The organism is Nocardia sp. NPDC004278, assembly GCF_053602975.1.
Map to the genome: position 1 here is coordinate 171,784 of NZ_JBSGEQ010000016.1, position 17,583 is coordinate 189,366.

The window sequence follows — 17,583 nt, forward strand, 5'->3', positions numbered from 1 at the left end:
CGCTCAGATCGCCAACCGCGCCAGCATGTCCCGAGCCTGCTCGGCCGACTTCGGGTCGCACAGCACGTCATAGCGGCCCGCCACCAACTGCATGGTGGAGGCGAAGTCGCGCTGTCCCTTGGTCGCCGCGTACGGGATCGAGGTGGAGATGACGCCGAAGATGATGCCGCCGACCAGGCCGACCAGCACCGGCGCGAAACCGCCGGTGGTGGTGGTGAACAGGCTCAGCAGCAGGCCGAGGAACAGGCCGAGCCACGCGCCCGAAACCACTCCGCCGCCGATCACCTTGCCCCACGTCAGTCGGTACAGCACGCGTTCGACCTGCATGAGGTCGACGCCGACGATGGTCACGTCTTGCACAGGGAACTGGTTATCGGCCAGGAAATCGACCGCCTTCTGCGCCTCGGCATAGGTCGGATACGAGCCGACCGGCCAGCCCGTTGGCGGCGTCGGCAGGCCCTGGCGCGCACGATTCGAGTTCCCCAAGGGATTCGTCATATCTCTATTCTGCTATTCCGAACCCATGTTCGGGGGTGTGAAACGCGTCGTCCCCATCTCTGTGGATCTCCGCATCCCCGCCGCTCGGCCCTTATCGGCGATTACCCGAGCCATCTTGGCGCTGGCTTCATCGATCATTTCGTCGCCGAGCATTACCGCACCGCGCGCACCGCCCTTTTCGGAGGTGTGGAAGGCGTAGGCATCCAGAATCAGCTCGGCGCGATCGTAATCGGCCTGGCGTGGACTGAAGATCTCGTTCGCGGCCTCGATCTGTCCGGGATGCAACACCCATTTGCCGTCGAAACCGAGCGCGGCGGTGCGTCCGGCCGCCCTGCGAAATCCATCGATATCCCGAATTTGCAGGTAGGGGCCGTCGATTGCCTGCAGTCCGTGCGCGCGGGCAGTGAGCAGGATGGTCATCAGAATGTGGTGGTAGGCATCGCCGGTGTCATAGCCCTCCGGCTGTTCGCCGACCACCAATGTGCGCATATTGATGCTGGCCATGAAGTCGGCCGGACCGAAGACCAGGGCCTGCACCCGCGGACTCGCGGTGGCGATCTCATCGATATTGCGCAATCCCAGCGCGTTTTCGATCTGCGGTTCTATACCGATCCGGCCGACCGCTAGCCCGCTCGCCTTCTCCAACTGGGTGAGCAGCAGATCCAGTGCCCGCACCTGACCGGCATCGGTGACCTTCGGCAGCAGGATCGCGTCCAGGGCCGCACCCGCACCCTCGACCACCGTGATCACATCGGTGTAGGTCCATTCGGTGGTCCAGTCGTTGACCCGCACCACTCGCAGCTGGCTACCCCAGCCGGAGTCGTTCAGCGCCGCCACGATATTCGCGCGGGCCTCGGCCTTGGCGGCGGGCGCGACCGCGTCCTCCAGATCGAGGAATACCTCGTCGACCGGCAGCCCCTTGGCCTTATCGATCATCTTCTTGCTGCTGCCGGGGCAGGCGAGCACCGAGCGGCGCGGCTTCATGATCACTCCCGTCGATCGTGGGCATGGTGCGAATACCGGTCCGCGCACCCTCTAACCTGACAACCATGGCAGCAACCAGGGTGTACGTCGCCAGACTCGCCGGGCTGGTGGTACTCGGCCCGGACGGCGAGTCTATCGGCCGCATCCGTGACGTCGTCGTGGCCATCCGCTACGACCGCCAGCAGCCCCGCGTGCACGGCCTCGTCGTCGAACTGCCGTCCCGGCGACGGATTTTCGTGCCGATGCTGCGGGTCACCACCATCGAACCCGGTGCTGTCGCGCTCAATACCGGCACGGTAAGCCTGCGCCGCTTCACCCAGCGGCCCGGCGAAATGCTCGCGCTCGCGCAGATCGTCGATTCCTCGGTGCGCGTTGACGATCCGGATCTGCCGGATGTCGCGGATGTCGATGTGCTCGTTGTCGATCTCGGCATCGAGCAGACCCGGACCAGGGACTGGCGAGTGACCAGGGTCGCGGTGCGCGGACATCGCAGGCTCGGGCGCCGCCGCACCGTACACGTGGTGGACTGGACCCAGGTCAGCGGGCTGACCCCATACGAAATCGGCAGGCCGGGCCAGGACGTCACCCAACTGCTCGAACAGTTCGAGGGTCTGCGCCCCGCCGACGTCGCACATCTACTACGCGAACTGCCGGAGAAGCGGCGCGTCGAAGTGGCGATCGCGCTCGATGACGAGCGCCTCGCCGACGTGGTGCAGGAACTTCCCGATGACGATCAGGTCGATCTGCTCGGCCACCTCGAGGTCGGCCGAGCCGCCGATGTGCTCGAGGCCATGGACCCCGACGATGCCGCGGACCTGCTCGGCGAACTGCCGACGGGCGAGCGGGAATCGCTACTGGCACTGATGGATCCGGAGGAATCCGAACCGGTCCGCCGACTGCTGCAGCACTCGCCGGATACCGCGGGCGGTCTGATGACCCCGAAACCGGTGATCCTCACCCCGGCAACCACCGTCGCCGAAGCGCTGGCCCGGGTGCGCAACCCGGATCTGACACCGGCGCTGGCCTCCATGGTGTTCGTGGTGCGCCCGCCAACCGCCACACCGACCGGCCGGTTCCTCGGCTCGGTCCACTTGCAGCGACTTTTGCGCGAACCGCCCGCACATCTGGTCGGCGGCATTCTCGACACCGATCTGGCCCCATTGCGCCCAGATGTCCCACTCGGCGCGGTGACCCGCTATTTCGCGACCTACAACCTGGTCTGCGGACCGGTCGTGGACGAGGAGAACCACCTGCTCGGCGCGGTCAGCGTGGACGATGTGCTCGACCATCTGCTGCCGGAGGATTGGCGCGAGCAGGAGGATACGCACGATATGGCGCACCAGGCGGCCGAGCGGCATGAGGGGACAGCCGACCGTGAGTGAGAAGAGTCCAGCGCGTCAGCGCCTCGAGACGCCGGTGGAATCGCGGTTCCGCTTCGACTACGACGCCGAGGCGATGGCCCGCTCCAGCGAGCGGGTCGCCCGATTCCTCGGCACCGGACGCTATTTGGCGATCCAGACCATCGTGGTGGTCATCTGGATCCTGCTGAACATCTTCGTGATCACGCTGCGCTGGGACCCGTATCCGTTCATCCTGCTCAACCTCGCGTTCTCCACCCAGGCCGCCTATGCGGCACCGCTGATCCTGTTGGCGCAGAACCGACAGGACAACCGCGACCGGGTGTCGTTGGAGGAGGACCGGAGCCGGGCCGCCCAGACCAAGGCCGATACCGAATTCCTTGCCCGCGAACTCGCTTCGCTGCGGATCGCGATCGGCGAGGTTGCTACGCGCGACTATGTCCGGCGCGAACTGGAGGAAATGCGAGAGGTACTGGAACGGATCGAGGCCGCCGAGGCCCCGGATCGCGAGTCGCAGTCGGATAAACCCGCAAAGAGTAATCGCAAGAAAAGCTCCGGCCGAAAGCAGGGCACGGTTCCGGTTTCACCGCCAGTTGCTGACGATTGACAAGAAATGCTCAACAACGTTCTGACCCGCGGGTAACCTGGACGGCGTTGTCCCGAGCCGCCGGGCAGGGGATGTCCCGGACAGCAGCTCCACGACGTCGAGGAATGGTGTGGCCGAATGCGAATATCCGCTCCGATAACCCTCTCGGCCCTGGTCGTCGCTGGTTTGGTCGCCACCGGCTCGGCAACCAACGTCACACAGTCCAGTACTCCTGACAAAGCCCCTGAAGCTCTGCTCGCCGTGTCGACCGGTCGAGCCGTCGCCAACGGGGCATCCGACAGTACGGGCGAGGCGCCATTGTCTCGGACAGTCGGTCTCCTTTCGGTCACGCCGGAGGCTCCCCGCAAACTTCGAGCAATGACCCCGCTTGCCGGTGGCACACCACTGTTCGCGGGTTCGGTGCCATTGCACGACATCTCGCTCCCGGCCACGGGCGGCGCGCTCGGCATCCCGGAAATCGTGCTCGCGGCATATCGCAATGCCGAACTCGCACTGGAATCCTCGATGCCCAGCTGCGGTCTGTCCTGGAGCCTGCTCGCCGGTATCGGCCGGATCGAATCCGGACATGCGGGCGGCGGTCGCACCGACGCCGCGGGCACCACGGTGACCCCGATCTTCGGCCCAGCCCTCGACGGCACCCTGCCGGGCAACCAGGTGATCAGGGCCGCCGACGGCACCGCGGTGCGCGCCATCGGTCCGATGCAGTTCCTGCCGGGCACCTGGAGTCTGTACGCCGCCGACGGCAATGGTGACGGCGTCGCCGATCCGCACAATGTCTTCGACGCCGCCCTCGCCGCGGGCAAATACCTCTGCTCGGGCGGGTTGGACCTGCGCGATCCGCAACAGGAACTGCGCGCGGTGCTGCGCTACAACAACTCGCTCGCCTACGCAGCCAATGTACTGAGCTGGTCGATGGCCTACCGCACCGGCGGCACCCCGAGCCAGGTGCGCATCTCCCCCGATCTCATTCCGCCGGGCAGCGGGGCGATCACGGCGGGCACGGACATGCTGGCCGCATCCACCACATCGCCGACCACCACCACCGAGCCGCCGCCGGCGAATACGGTGACCATCCCGACGCCGACCCAGGTGATGATCACCATCCCCGGTCTGCCGCCGATCCCGTGCGGCATCTTCTGTCCGCTACCCGCGCCCAAGCCGCCGTGCGAACCGCAGCAGGCGGCGCCGGCGCAGCTGCCCCCGCCCGGCGATCCGGCCCAGTCACCCATCGCACCGGCGCAGACCTTCGGTGCTGGCAATGGCGACCCGAAGGGCGAGCCGAAGGATCCCGCGCACCCGGATCAGCCCGAGCCACAGCCACAAGCCGCCAACTGCGCTCCGGCCCAACCCGGTGCGGCCCAACCCGGCGCCGCCCAGCCGGGGCCCGGCGCGGCACAGCCCGCGCCCAATGCGCAGACTCCCCCACAGTCGCCGGGGGAATCGACGGAGACCACGCCGGAGAAGACGCCGGAGCCCGGCCTGCCCGACGCAGCGGAGCCGACACAGACAGAACCCGCAACGCCGCCCGCACCGGGCATCACGCTGCCGTTCGGCATCGTCATCCCGCTGCCCGCGCCGGTCCCGCAGCGCTGATACCAGGACAGATACCCGAACCGTTACGCCACACCGGAACCCGATAACGAAGCAGTAACAAAAAGGTCTCGAATGCGGTAGCCTCTACTTCGTTCCATCACGAAGGACTCGCTGCAGAGTCAATGGAGGGTCACCGCACAGTGGGGCGTCATCGGAAACAGTCGCCTGCGACAATCAAGCGCAGCTCCGTTATCGCATTGACCGGATTGGTTCCCGCTGGGTTCGTGGCCGTCGCCGCGTCCGCGGGCACGCTCGATCCGACCGCATCGTCTGTCCTGGAACATGTTCCGGGCGACGATCAAGACGACCAGGCGCTCGGACTCGCGGCCGCCGCGGAACCAGCGGCGACGACCGAATTCGTCGCTCACGCAATGGCAAAGCAGGCACGGAGTGCACCGCCGATCGTGAAAACCGTTGCGCTGCCGGATGGTAGGCAACCGGCCGCGCTGCCGGCCGGCCCGCTCGGCATTCCCGGCGTCGCCGTCGCGGCCTACCAGAATGCCGAACGCACACTCGCCGCCGAGAATCCCGTCTGCGGAATGCCGTGGTATCTGCTCGCCGGAATCGGCCGGGTCGAATCGACCCACGCCTACGGCAAGGCCGACGCCGACGGCAATCCGCTCACACCTGTCTATGGACCGGTTCTCGACGGCAGCCTCGCGGGCAATCACGTCGTCGGCGATACCGACGACGGCGCGCTGGACGGACTCAGCGGATACGACCGCGCCATCGGCCCCATGCAATTCCTGCCGGAGACCTGGAAGCGCTACGGCGCCGACGGCAATGGCGACGGCATCGCCGATCCCCAGAACCTGTTCGACGCGGCGCTGACCGCGGGCAAGTACCTGTGCGACGGCGGGTTGAACATGCGCGATCTCAGCCAGCAGACGCGGGCGATTCTGCGCTACAACAACTCCATGGCCTACGTCGCCAATGTGATGGCATGGGCCGGATCCTATGCCTCCGGTATCGCACCCAAGCCCGGTGACCTGCCGCGAATCTGACACAACGTAAAATTTGTGCCATGCCAGTGGTTACGGAAGCGGATGTGCGGGGAGCCCTCGCGAAGGTCGACGACCCGGAGATCCGCAAACCGATCACCGAACTGGGCATGGTGAAGAGCATCGCGATCGGTGCCGATAGCAATGTCCATATCGAGGTCTACCTGACGACGGCGGGCTGCCCGCTGCGCACCGAGATCACCCAGCGGGTCACCAAGGCGGTGGCCGACGTCGCTGGCGTCGGTGCCGTCACGGTCGAGCTCGACATCATGAACGACGAGCAGCGCACCAACCTGCGCAAGCAGCTGCGCGGCGACTCCGCCGATCCGGTGATCCCCTTCGCCCAGCCCGGTTCGCTGACCCGCGTGTACGCGGTGGCCTCGGGGAAGGGCGGCGTCGGAAAGTCCAGTGTCACAGTCAATCTCGCCGCCGCCATGGCTGCACGCGGTCTGTCGGTCGGTGTACTGGACGCGGATATCTACGGCCACTCGATTCCGCGGATGCTCGGCACCGACGCGCGGCCGACCCAGGTCGAGCGGATGATCATGCCGCCGCAGTCGCACAATGTGAAGTTGATCTCCATCGCGCAGTTCACCCAGGGCAATACGCCGGTGGTGTGGCGCGGTCCGATGCTGCACCGGGCGCTGCAGCAGTTCCTCGCCGATGTGTTCTGGGGCGACCTGGACGTGCTGCTGCTCGATCTGCCGCCCGGCACCGGCGATGTCGCGATCTCCATCGCGCAGCTGATCCCGAATGCGGAGATCCTGGTCGTCACCACGCCCCAGCCCGCGGCTGCCGAGGTCGCCGAGCGCGCCGGTGCGATCGCGCTGCAGACGCGGCAGCGGATCGCGGGTGTCATCGAGAACATGTCCTGGCTCGATCTGCCCGATGGCACCCGGATGGAACTCTACGGCTCCGGTGGCGGCCAGTCCGTCGCCGAACGCCTCACCCGTGCGGTGGGCGCCAATGTGCCGCTGCTGGGCCAGATTCCGATCGAGCAGGCATTGCGCGAGTCCGGTGACGAGGGCACGCCGATCGTGCTGCGGGATCCGGAGAATCCGGCCGCCAAGGCATTGCTCGAGGTCTCCGACAAACTCGCGATCCGCCGTCGTGGACTCGCGGGCATGTCACTCGGCATCGATACGACGCGCCACCTGTAGCGGCGCGACGCGACGGCGCACCCGATCGCCCACCGACTTCGGGCCGCGGCGCGCCAACTCGGATCTACGAGGCGAAAGCGGACTTGGTCGCCCGGCCAGCTGGCCACCGGCAATTCGAAGTCCGATTTCCGCAGGGTGGGTGGATGCCAGGTGTCGGTGTCGGCCAATAAGCTCGTGACATGCTCACGCTGCTGTTGTACGTGCTGATCGTCGGCTTGGTCGCCGCGGTCCTGTTCTTGCTCGCCAGTGCGGTATTCGGGCGCGCCGAGGAACTCGGACCGCTGCCCGAGGGCACGACCGCCACCGTTCTGCCCGCCGAGGGCATCAGCGGCGCCGATGTGCGCGCACTGCGCTTCCAGCAGGTGGTGCGCGGTTATAAGGCAGGCGAAGTGGACTGGGCGCTGACCCGACTCGCGACCAGAATCGACGAGCTGCAGCTCCAACTGGCCGAGGCGCGCGCCGCCCAGAGCCCGAACCTCCAGCAGCCGAACGTCCAACTTCCGAACCCGCAGCCGAGCACACAGACACCGGCAACCCCCAACGGCCCGACCGCACAGCCGCATACACCTGCTACCCAGCCCGACGCCCAGCCGCAAACGCCGCCCGCTCCGACCAACGGCACCATCGCGCAGCCACAGCCGCCATCCGCCCAACCGCAGACACCGACCGGTCAACCGCACGGCCCGACCGCCCAGTGGCGCACACCGGTCCCCCAGTCGGGCACTCCGACCACTCATTCACCGACACCGACCGGCCAACCGCACGGCGCGATCGCCCATCGACAGCCGCCGACCGCATCGCCCAACGGCACACCTGCCCCGCCGCACGCGTCGGCCCCCCAACCGCAGGCACCGACCGGCCAGCCACCCGAGCCGATCGCCTACGCGTACACACCGGTCACCCCGCAACCGGCAGCGGCCACCGAGCCGCGCGTGCCGATTGCGCGGCCGCAGGTACCCATCGCTCGGCCGGAAGCTTCCTTTGCGCAGCCGAATCAACCCGCTGTCCACCCGCAGGTGCAGTTCGGGCTGGAGCAGAAATGACCGCCGAGATCGCTGGGGCCGCGCTGGCGGCCGAATCCGATGGCAAGCTCCGCTGCCCGTGGTCGGAGGGGTCTCAGCTCTACCGCGACTATCACGACCACGAATGGGGTAAGCCGCTGCACGGCGATGACGCCATGTTCGAGCGCATGTGTCTCGAGGCGTTCCAATCGGGTCTGGCGTGGATCACCATTCTGCGCAAGCGACCGGCCTTCCGTGCTGCGTTTGCCGGGTTCGCGATCGACCGGGTGGCCGCCTTCGGTGACGGCGATGTGGCGCGGCTGCTCGCCGATCCCGGCATCGTCCGCAACCGGGCCAAAATCGATGCGGCGATCGCCAATGCGCGCGTCGCCGCGGACCTCGATATCGGACTCGACGAACTGATCTGGTCCTTCGCCCCGGCGCCTCGGCCACGACCGCGCACAATCGCCGAGGTACCCGCGACAACTCCCGAATCCGTAGCTCTGGCAAAAGAATTGAAGCAACGCGGGTTCCGTTTCGTCGGTCCGACCACCGCCTATGCGCTGATGCAGGCGACCGGAATGGTCGACGACCACCTGGCCGATTGTTGGGTCCGGTAGCGACTGCTCGCAGGTCGCTCGAAATGGTCGGCGCGGAGCGGCCCGACACCGGCCGAGCGGTCACATTTCGAACTCAGGTATCCGTCCACTCCGGCGATAGGGAAGAATGGGACGGGTGTAGCTCGCCAAATGCCGGTGAGCTCGCTGGTTGGTGACAACTGGAGTTCCAAGAAAGTGCGCAGGATATCGCGCAGATCTGGAGGGAGCAGAGGATGGCGGCCATGAAGCCCCGCACCGGGGACGGTCCCCTCGAGGCAACCAAGGAAGGGCGTGGAATCGTGATGCGGGTTCCACTCGAGGGTGGCGGGCGTCTGGTCGTTGAACTCACGCCGGATGAAGCGGCAGCGCTCGGTGACGAACTGAAGAGTGTCACCAGCTAATTCCCCACTCGCTGAAGTGGCCGGTCTGCTGGCCTGTCCGGAATGCGGCTCCGGTATGGAGTCGCGGGATCGGACGCTGCGCTGCGGATCCGGGCACAGTTTCGACATCGCCAAGCAGGGTTACGTCAGTCTGTTGACGGGCGCGTCGACGAAGATGACCGGCGATACCGCGGCGATGCTGGATGCGCGCGCCACATTCCAGCTCGGGGGACATTTCGCGCCGATCGCCGACGCAGTGGCCGCGGCCGTCGCGGCCGACGACTCATCCGGCCCGGTGCTCAATGACGATGCGGTACTGGAGGTCGGTGCCGGGACCGGCTACTACCTGGCCGCCGCGCTCGATGCCATCCCCGCCCGCGGGATCGCGTTGGACGTGGCCAAACCGGCGGCCAGACGCTGCGCCCGCGCCCATCCGCGTGCCGCCTCGGTACTCGCCGACGCCTGGCGCGGTCTACCCGTTCGCGACGGTGCGCTGCGCCGCGTGCTGTCGGTATTCGCGCCGCGCAATCCGAGCGAGGTCGCCAGGACCCTCACCGCCGACGGCCGATTCGTCGTCGCCACCCCGACGCCACGCCATCTGGCCGAACTGATCGGCCCACTCGGCATGGTGACGGTCGACCCGGATAAGGAACGACGCCTCACCGAGGCCATGTCCGGCCACTTCGCCCCCGTCGACCGCACGCTCGTCGAGTACCCGATGAAGCTCTCCCGCACCGATATCCGCGATGTGGTGGCGATGGGTCCATCCGCCCATCACGGGACCCAGCACGTCGATGCCCTCCCGGACGCCGTCGAGGTCACCGCCTCGGTCCAGATCTCGACCTACCGGCCCCACCCATGAGCGCCAGCGATCGGCCGGGTCAGAGCTTGCGGACCTGGTCGTAGATCGCGACGGTTCGGGATGCGATCCGGAGCCAGTCGAATTCGGCGATGGCGCGGTGGCGTCCGGCCGCGCCGAATTCGGCGGCGCGCACCGGATCACCGGCGACGGCATTGACGGCCGCGGCCAGATCCTGTTCGTACTGCCGCACTGCATTCCCGTCGTAGTGCACCAGGCGACCCGTCTGCCCGTCCGCCACCACCTCGGGAATGCCGCCGACATCCGAGGCGACCACCGCGGTCGCGCACGCCATCGCCTCCAGATTCACGATGCCGAGCGGCTCGTAGACCGAGGGGCAGATGAAGACCGTTGCGGCGGCCAGGATCTGGCGGATCTGCTCGGTCGGCAGCATCTCGCGCACCCAGAACACATTGCCGCGCACGCTGCTGAGTTCGGCGACCGCCGCGGAAATCTCGGCCTCCAGCTCGCGGGTATCCGGCGCGCCCGCGCACAGCACCAACTGGATCTCCGGATCGAAGTCGCGGGCCGCGGCGAGCAGATGCCCGACCCCCTTCTGCCGGGTGATGCGACCGACGAAGGCCACGATCGGCTGATCGGCGCGCACACCCAATTCGCTCAGAATCCACCGGGAACCCACGAGCGGCGGTCCCGGATGCCAGACGGTCGCGTCGATGCCGTTGTGCACCACGTGGACCCGGTCCGGATCGATCGTCGGATAGGCGTCGAGCACATCGTGGCGCATGCCCTCGCTCACCGCGATGATCGCGTCCGCGTATTCCACCGCATTGCGCTCCGACCACGACGACAGGCGGTAGCCGCCGCCGAGCTGTTCGGCCTTCCACGGCCGCCGTGGCTCCAGCGAATGCGCCGTGAGGACATGCGGGATCCCATAGAGCGTCGCGGCGAGATGTCCGGCCAGCCCGGTGTACCAGGTATGCGAGTGCACCACATCCACCTGACCCGCGGCATCGGCCATCCGCAGCTGGGCCGACATCATCTGCAGCGCGGCATTGGCGGCGTAGAGATTCGGATCCGGCTGGTGCACTACGGCATCCGTACGCGGCACCCCCATGCAATGCACCGTCACCTCACACAGCTGCCGCAACTGCGCAGCCAACTGGGTGACGTGCACGCCCGCCCCGCCGTACACCTCGGGGGGAAATTCCCGTGTCAACATCGCCACACTCAGCCGGTCGGGATCACCGGCTACCGTCCCCGCACCCTCGCCGCCCGTGCCGAAACTCACTGCTTCAAACTAGACGTTCACTTTGGCATGGGCCACCTGTACCCGGGTGGCGCGGTAGTTTGGCAGATGTGAGGAGCCAGCCGCACGTACTCGGGATCGTGCTCGCCGGTGGCGAGGGCAAGCGCCTGTTCCCACTTACCGCGGATCGAGCCAAGCCAGCCGTCCCCTTCGGCGGCGCCTACCGTCTGATCGACTTCGTACTCAGCAATCTGGTCAATGCGGGCTATCTGCGCCTGTGCGTGCTCACCCAGTACAAGTCGCATTCGCTGGACCGGCACATCTCGCAGACCTGGCGGCTGTCGGGTTTCGCCGGGGAGTACATCACGCCGGTGCCCGCGCAGCAGCGCCTCGGTCCGCGCTGGTACACCGGCAGCGCCGACGCGATCATGCAATCGCTGAACCTGATCTACGACGAGGATCCGGACTACATCGTGGTCTTCGGCGCCGATCACGTGTACCGGATGGATCCGGAGCAGATGGTCCAGCACCACATCAACTCCGGTGCTGGCGTCACCGTCGCCGGTATCCGGGTGCCGCGCAGCCAGGCGAGCGCATTCGGCTGCATCGACTCCGACGAGTCCGGGCGGATCACCCAATTCCTGGAGAAGCCTGCGCATCCGCCGGGCACACCGGACGATCCGAACGTCACCTTCGCTTCGATGGGCAACTACGTCTTCACCACCAAGGTGCTGGTGGATTCGATTCGTGCCGACTCCGACAACTCCGATTCCGATCACGATATGGGCGGCGACATCATCCCCGCGCTGGTGGCGGCGGGTGAGGCCGCGGTATACGACTTCGCCGACAATGAGGTGCCCGGCGCGACCGAACGCGACCGCGGTTACTGGCGCGACGTCGGCACCATCGACGCCTTCTACGAGGCCCATATGGACCTCGTCTCGGTGCATCCGGTCTTCAACCTCTACAACAAGCACTGGCCCATCCGCGGCGCGGCGGAGAATCTGCCGCCCGCCAAATTCGCGCAGGGCGGGCTCGCACAGGAATGCGTGGTCGGCGCCGGCTGCATTCTCTCGGCCGCGACCGTGCGCAATTCGGTGCTCAGCTCCAATGTCATGGTCGATGACGGCGCGACCGTCGAGGGCAGCGTGCTCATGCCGGGGGTGCGGATCGGGCGCGGCGCGGTGGTGCGCCGCGCGATTCTGGACAAGAACGTCGTCGTCGGCGAGGGCGAGATCATCGGCGTCGATCTGGACCGGGATCGGGATCGCTTCGCGGTCAGCAACGGCGGCGTGGTCACTGTCGGCAAGGGCGTGTGGGTCTAGTACCGGCTACCGGGCATTCGTCGGGCAGAAAGGCGCGCACGGCCCGGGAGTTTTCGGCACGGTCGTCGACGGCGACTTATCACCGAAATCGGCGGTGACTACCAACAGCATCAGAATCACCGCGAGTCCGAGCACGAGAACGAGAAAAATCGCGGCCCGACCCCAGTTGATCGGGCGCGGCTGTCCATAATCGTCGTCGTTGCCGAACATCCGAACCTCTCCCCGGTGCCCACACCGGGACATCCCCCTACTTGATACCCAGTCGGCGGAGGTTTTGCGCAGCAATTCTCGACGGCTATCGGGGGCCGGGTTGCGGCGGTGCGACGGTGGCCGTGCAGAACGGTTCGCAGGGCCCCGGAGTTAGCGGGACTTTTGTCCGTTCGGAGCCGAAATCGGCATTGCTGATCCACACCAGCACCACTACGGCGAGCACCATGATGAAAATCAGAAAGCCGAGTGCGGGCAGTAGACAGCCACCGCGTAATCGTCCCTCATTGATCGTGTGGCCGATATGGCCGATTTCGAGGATCTCGGATCCGCGCTCCCACACCATGGGCGTACCTTGCCGTCGTCGAACCTGGCATCAATACGGATACCCGTCGTACGGCGGCGGAATCAGCGTGCGGCGAACGAAATCCCCACGCGCGCAGCATTTATCGGTAGCCGGTCGGTTACTAGCCGCGCGACGCGCAGAGCAGACCGTCGCCGACCGGGATCAGCACGCTGGTGAGTTCGGGGTCCTCGGCGATCGCGCGAGTGGCTGCGCGCACCGCCTGGGTCGCCGGATCGCGCTGCGCCGGATCCGGAACCCGGCCGCCGAGCAGGGCGTTGTGCAGCAGGATCGCACCGCCCGCGCGCAACAGCCGTACCGCCTGGGCGACGTATTGCGGATGCTCGAGCGGGGCCGCATCGATGAAGACCAGGTCATAGGCGCCGTCGGCGAGCCTGGGCAGCACATCGAGGGCACGGCCGTTGATCAGCCGGGTGCGCGCGGGCGGGATCTCCGCGGTGCGGAACGCCTCCTTGGCCGCGCGCTGATGCTCCGGCTCGGAATCGATGGTGGTCAGGGTCCCGTCCTCGCGCATGCCATCCAGTAGCCACAGCCCGCTGATCCCCGCGCCCGTCCCCACCTCGACCACCGCTCGTGCACCGAGGAGCTGGGCATACATGCTCAGCAGTGCGCCGACCGAGGGTGGTACGGGTACCGCACCGAGTTCGGTGGCCCGCTCACGCGCGCCGATGAGGACCTCGTCTTCCACGACGGATTCCTCCACGTAGGAGAGATTTCGCTCCAGATTCGATGCCACGCCTATGAGGCTAGGGCACGAAGTCGCAAGTTTGGCTCATCAGTGAAGCGTTATCCGGGGCTTGCACGATTAATTCATAGGCGGGGGGCAGGCACAGATTCTCAGGTGTCCCTCAGGATCTCCATATCCCCGGCATATCGAGGCAAGAAAGAGTATGGGCAAGCAAGACCAGCCGACCGCCCGGTGCGGGGACGCGGGAACAACGACATACCGTCCGTCGGTTGTATCCGTACGTGGCGATCCGAGATCCGGATCGCTATCAGGTCCGCAACACGGTCCCGAGTAGGAGGTATCACCGTCCACATGGATAGAGGGTCATTTTCGGCGCTCCCGGTTGCCTCCGAGGTTTCGCAAGCTGGCTCCCTGCCAGCTCATGCCGGGGCGGCGCTCGAGTTCGCCATCCTGCCAGCGCATGCCGTGCCGATGGAGGCCGATATGAACGACGATGCCACCGATGTCGAACTGACCGGCACCGCGGCCTTCGATGCGACGGGCGACCGTTCGACGATGCCATCCTGGGACGAATTGGTTCGCGAACATGCCGACCGGGTGTACCGGTTGGCCTACCGCCTTTCCGGTGACGCGCAGGACGCTGATGATCTGACCCAGGAAACCTTCATCCGGGTGTTCCGCTCGCTGTCGAATTATCAGCCGGGCACCTTCGAGGGCTGGCTGCACCGCATCACCACGAACCTGTTCCTGGATATGGTGCGCCGTCGCAACCGGATCCGGATGGAGGCACTGCCCGAGGATTACGACCGGGTGCCCGCCGACGGGCCGAGCCCGGAACAGGCCTACCACGACGCCCGGCTGGATCCGGACCTGCAATCCGCACTGGATTCGCTGGCCCCGGAATTCCGTGCCGCGGTCGTGCTCTGTGATATCGAGGGTCTGTCCTATGAGGAGATCGGCGCGACCCTCGGTGTCAAACTCGGCACCGTGCGTAGCCGGATCCACCGCGGCCGTCAGGCATTGCGCGACTACCTTGCGCATAATGGAAGTGAGCAGCGGTTCACCGCTGACGCGAACATCGGGTGATCCGGCGGGAGCCGGCCCCACCCGGCGGCCGGATATCCGTCCGGTCGTGCGCTACGGATGATGTCGGTTGGAAGGGTGAGCACCGAATGAGTGGCGACGCCAGCACGTCAGGTCGTCCCCGTTTTCGTCCTACCGAACATCTGGCCAGCGAGGCGATCGCGGCCTATGTGGACGGCGAACTACGGATGAATGCCTATCTGCGTGCCGCCCAGCACCTTTCCGTCTGCCCGGAGTGCGCGGCGGAGGTCGAGGCACAGCAGCAGGCGCGGATCGCGCTGCGCCGGGCCGGTCAGGTCTCGATTCCCACCGATCTGCACGACAGCCTCACCCGCATTCCACTCGCCGAACTCCCCGGCGGCGCTTCGAGCGCGACCTCGCGCCCGACCAACGGCAACCCCCGCAACGAGGCGGTTTTCGGTTTTCTGACCGATTCGTTCACCGCGACCCGGTGGACGACGTGGTGGCGCAAGTAGAGTTTTCCGAGTGACCACCGAATCGACGAATTCCGGGCCGTCGGAATCGCGGCCCACCGCAGGCGACTCCACCGATTCGGCGGCCAACAGGGGGACGCCGGGTTCATCCACCCCGTCGGCTTCGCCGACTGCCAGCCCCCTGCGGCCGTCCGACGCCCCGGTACTCGAACCGCGTCCGGTCTACCGGCCGCATGTGGACGGTCACACGGCGCGCGCGTTCCGCCGCCCCTCCGGCCAGACCGGTTCGTTCTCCGAGCAGCCGACGGCCGGATCCGGTTCGCAGCCCCCGCAGGTCGGCCCGGAACTGCACAGCAGCCCACCCGATGCCGTACTGGCCGAGGCCTTCGGACGTCCGGCGGGCTCCACCGAACTGCTGCAGCGTGATCCGGAGGCCGCCGATCAGTCCGCGCCGGTCGCCGGTCCGGGCGATCCGTGGCGCGATCCCGATGCCGCCGCCCGCCTCGGCGCGCCCGCCGTGCCGACGCCGCGGCCCGCACCGCTGCCGCAGGCGCGGCAGCTTTCGGCCAGGGAGGTGCTGTTCGGCTCCCGGGTGGCGCCCAAGGCGCTGGTCCTGCTGGCCGTTATCGCACTGGCCATCGGCGCACTCGGCGGCTTGGTCGGCAGGTTGACCGCGGAGGCGACCTCCCCGTTGACCTCGCGCAAGGTCACCTTGGACCAATCCAGCGAAATCGAACGCCCGCACGGCCTGATCGCCAAGGTCGCCAATGCGGTACTGCCCGCGGTGGTGTCGATCCGGGTCACGGTCGGCGATAACGGTGCGACCGGTTCCGGTGTGGTCATCGACGGCGCGGGTTATATCGCGACCAACAATCACGTGATTTCGATGGCGGCACAGGACAAGTCGAACCGGGCAGCGATTCAGGTGACATTCTCCGACAGCAGCCGGGTGCCCGCGCATATCGTCGGACGCGATCCGAAGACTGATCTCGCGGTGCTGAAGGTCGATGTGAAGAATCTCACTGTCGCCAATCTGGGCAGGTCCCAGGACGTCCAGGTGGGTGACGACGTGCTGGCCATCGGTTCACCGCTCGGCCTGAGCAAGACCGTCACCTCCGGCATCGTCAGCGCGCTGCACCGCCCGGTCGCGCTCTCCGGTGAGGGCAGCGATACCAAGGCCGTCATCGACGCGGTGCAGACCGATGCCTCGATCAATCCGGGCAACTCCGGTGGCGCGCTGGTCGATATGGAGGGCCGGGTCATCGGCATCAATACCGCGATCCGCAGTGAGACCGGCGGTTCGGTCGGCCTCGGCTTCGCGATTCCGGTCGATATGGTGACCTCCATCGCGCAGACGCTGATCCACGACGGACAGGTGCACCATCCCAAGATCGGCCTCAGCGCCCGCAACAAGCAGGTGGCCAACGAGGTGATGAGCGGCGCCGCCGTCGCCGACGTGGAAGCCGGCGGTCCGGCGGCCAAGGCCGGGATCGTGGAGAACGACGTCATCGTCAAGATCGGTGACCGTGAGGTGACCGGACCCGATGAGCTGGTGGTCGCGGTACAGCAGCGCAAGATCGGTGAGACGGTGAACGTGCAGTTGATCCGCGATGGCAGGCAGGTGGACGTGCCGGTCACGCTGGAATCGGACTGAGCGCGCGCGGGAATCCGACGCGGCCCGGGGAACTATGCCCAGGTAGCCTGGATTCGTGTTCAGCAACATCAGCTGGGGCGAGATGGTCATCCTCCTCGTCGCCGCCCTCGTGATCCTCGGCCCGGAGCGACTGCCCGGGGCGATTCGCTGGACCACGCAGAGCCTGCGCAAGGTTCGCGACTACGCCAGCGGTGCGACCCAGCAGTTGCAGCAGGAACTGGGCCCGGAGTTCGAGGATCTGCGTAAGCCGCTGGCGGACCTGAACGAGCTGCGCCAGATGTCGCCTCGTCAGATGGTCACCAAACACCTTCTGAATGGCGACGATTCGGTTTTCCGGGATTTCGAGAAGGCGATCCCGGATAAGCAGGACCTGCTCGGCTCCAACAGCGGCATGCCGGACTACCCGATGCCCAAGCTCGAAAAGCCGTTGGAGCGCAACGAACGTCCGCCGATCGACACCGACGCGACCTAATTTGGCTGTGTTTGATTTGCAGCGCCTGCGGCGCTGCGTGTTCGCGGCCCCCTGGTGTCTCGCGTCCGAGCCGTCGAGACTCGCGACTTCGTCGCATGCGCTTCGACGA

The 17,583-nt window shown here is 66.8% G+C and carries 19 protein-coding genes and 1 pseudogene; 14 read left to right on the top strand and 6 right to left on the bottom strand.

Annotated features, from left to right (window positions below; genetic code table 11):
- Positions 1–3: 3 nt before the first annotated feature.
- Both ACWEO2_RS24585 and ACWEO2_RS24590 read right to left on the bottom strand, forming a co-directional pair.
- Positions 4–498, bottom strand: coding sequence for a general stress protein (locus ACWEO2_RS24585; RefSeq protein ID WP_452407440.1), 495 nt, complete (start codon positions 496–498; stop codon positions 4–6).
- 12 nt (positions 499–510) lie between these two features.
- Entirely contained in the window at positions 511–1,482 is a 972-nt protein-coding gene (locus tag ACWEO2_RS24590) for an HpcH/HpaI aldolase/citrate lyase family protein (RefSeq protein ID WP_452407441.1), read from the bottom strand.
- Positions 1,483–1,547: 65 nt separating this feature from the next.
- On the opposite strand from ACWEO2_RS24590, the gene ACWEO2_RS24595 reads away from it, so the two are divergent.
- The 9 genes and pseudogenes from ACWEO2_RS24595 to ACWEO2_RS24635 all read left to right on the top strand — a co-directional run bounded on the left by ACWEO2_RS24595 (position 1,548) and on the right by ACWEO2_RS24635 (position 10,043).
- Positions 1,548–2,864: a magnesium transporter MgtE N-terminal domain-containing protein gene (locus ACWEO2_RS24595; protein ID WP_452407442.1), complete on the top strand. Its 1,317-nt coding sequence runs from the start codon at positions 1,548–1,550 to the stop codon at positions 2,862–2,864.
- A complete protein-coding gene (locus tag ACWEO2_RS24600) occupies positions 2,839–3,447 on the top strand; it encodes a DUF1003 domain-containing protein (RefSeq protein ID WP_452407443.1) in 609 nt (202 codons plus the stop codon). Before ACWEO2_RS24595 ends, ACWEO2_RS24600 begins: the two co-directional genes overlap by 26 nt.
- Positions 3,448–3,804: 357 nt before the next feature.
- Positions 3,805–5,040: a lytic murein transglycosylase gene (locus ACWEO2_RS24605; protein ID WP_452407444.1), complete on the top strand. Its 1,236-nt coding sequence runs from the start codon at positions 3,805–3,807 to the stop codon at positions 5,038–5,040.
- Between the two features lie 140 nt (positions 5,041–5,180).
- On the top strand, positions 5,181–6,044 hold the full coding sequence (locus tag ACWEO2_RS24610) for a lytic transglycosylase domain-containing protein (protein ID WP_452407445.1): 864 nt from the start codon (positions 5,181–5,183) through the stop codon (positions 6,042–6,044).
- A gap of 20 nt (positions 6,045–6,064) precedes the next feature.
- On the top strand, positions 6,065–7,201 hold the full coding sequence (locus ACWEO2_RS24615; protein ID WP_452407446.1) for an Mrp/NBP35 family ATP-binding protein: 1,137 nt from the start codon (positions 6,065–6,067) through the stop codon (positions 7,199–7,201).
- Positions 7,202–7,380: 179 nt separating this feature from the next.
- Positions 7,381–7,665, top strand: a pseudogene (locus tag ACWEO2_RS24620) (DivIVA domain-containing protein); the annotation flags it as partial.
- A gap of 575 nt (positions 7,666–8,240) precedes the next feature.
- Positions 8,241–8,822, top strand: a complete 582-nt coding sequence (locus ACWEO2_RS24625; protein ID WP_452407447.1) for a DNA-3-methyladenine glycosylase I — start codon at positions 8,241–8,243, stop codon at positions 8,820–8,822.
- A gap of 212 nt (positions 8,823–9,034) precedes the next feature.
- A complete protein-coding gene (locus tag ACWEO2_RS24630) occupies positions 9,035–9,202 on the top strand; it encodes a DUF3117 domain-containing protein (protein ID WP_011211259.1) in 168 nt (55 codons plus the stop codon).
- Positions 9,203–9,218: 16 nt separating this feature from the next.
- Positions 9,219–10,043 (top strand): putative RNA methyltransferase, encoded by an 825-nt coding sequence (locus tag ACWEO2_RS24635; RefSeq protein WP_452407448.1) that lies wholly within the window; start codon positions 9,219–9,221, stop codon positions 10,041–10,043.
- 19 nt (positions 10,044–10,062) lie between these two features.
- Here the strand turns inward: ACWEO2_RS24635 and glgA are convergent, their stop codons facing one another.
- The gene (gene glgA, locus ACWEO2_RS24640) at positions 10,063–11,232 is read right to left on the bottom strand and encodes a glycogen synthase (RefSeq protein ID WP_452407466.1); all 1,170 of its coding nucleotides are present in this window, start codon (positions 11,230–11,232) and stop codon (positions 10,063–10,065) included.
- Positions 11,233–11,357: 125 nt separating this feature from the next.
- Here glgA and glgC point away from each other — a divergent pair, with 125 nt between their 5' ends.
- Positions 11,358–12,572: a glucose-1-phosphate adenylyltransferase gene (gene glgC / locus ACWEO2_RS24645; protein WP_452407449.1), complete on the top strand. Its 1,215-nt coding sequence runs from the start codon at positions 11,358–11,360 to the stop codon at positions 12,570–12,572.
- 6 nt (positions 12,573–12,578) lie between these two features.
- Here the strand turns inward: glgC and ACWEO2_RS24650 are convergent, their stop codons facing one another.
- The 3 genes from ACWEO2_RS24650 to ACWEO2_RS24660 form a co-directional block, all read right to left on the bottom strand.
- Positions 12,579–12,782, bottom strand: coding sequence for a hypothetical protein (locus ACWEO2_RS24650; RefSeq protein ID WP_452407450.1), 204 nt, complete (start codon positions 12,780–12,782; stop codon positions 12,579–12,581).
- Between the two features lie 85 nt (positions 12,783–12,867).
- The gene (locus tag ACWEO2_RS24655) at positions 12,868–13,125 is read right to left on the bottom strand and encodes a hypothetical protein (RefSeq protein ID WP_452407451.1); all 258 of its coding nucleotides are present in this window, start codon (positions 13,123–13,125) and stop codon (positions 12,868–12,870) included.
- Positions 13,126–13,246: 121 nt separating this feature from the next.
- On the bottom strand, positions 13,247–13,879 hold the full coding sequence (locus tag ACWEO2_RS24660; protein ID WP_433731992.1) for a class I SAM-dependent methyltransferase: 633 nt from the start codon (positions 13,877–13,879) through the stop codon (positions 13,247–13,249).
- Positions 13,880–14,182: 303 nt separating this feature from the next.
- On the opposite strand from ACWEO2_RS24660, the gene sigE reads away from it, so the two are divergent.
- The 4 genes from sigE to tatB all read left to right on the top strand — a co-directional run bounded on the left by sigE (position 14,183) and on the right by tatB (position 17,474).
- The gene (sigE, locus tag ACWEO2_RS24665) at positions 14,183–14,917 is read left to right on the top strand and encodes an RNA polymerase sigma factor SigE (RefSeq protein WP_452407452.1); all 735 of its coding nucleotides are present in this window, start codon (positions 14,183–14,185) and stop codon (positions 14,915–14,917) included.
- 86 nt (positions 14,918–15,003) lie between these two features.
- Positions 15,004–15,390 carry a hypothetical protein gene (locus tag ACWEO2_RS24670; RefSeq protein WP_354961980.1) on the top strand — a complete coding sequence of 129 codons (387 nt, stop codon included), beginning with the start codon at positions 15,004–15,006 and terminating at the stop codon, positions 15,388–15,390.
- Positions 15,391–15,400: 10 nt separating this feature from the next.
- Entirely contained in the window at positions 15,401–17,002 is a 1,602-nt protein-coding gene (locus ACWEO2_RS24675; RefSeq protein WP_452407453.1) for a trypsin-like peptidase domain-containing protein, read from the top strand.
- Positions 17,003–17,057: 55 nt separating this feature from the next.
- The gene (gene tatB / locus ACWEO2_RS24680; RefSeq protein WP_452407454.1) at positions 17,058–17,474 is read left to right on the top strand and encodes a Sec-independent protein translocase protein TatB; all 417 of its coding nucleotides are present in this window, start codon (positions 17,058–17,060) and stop codon (positions 17,472–17,474) included.
- Positions 17,475–17,583 lie beyond the last annotated feature (109 nt).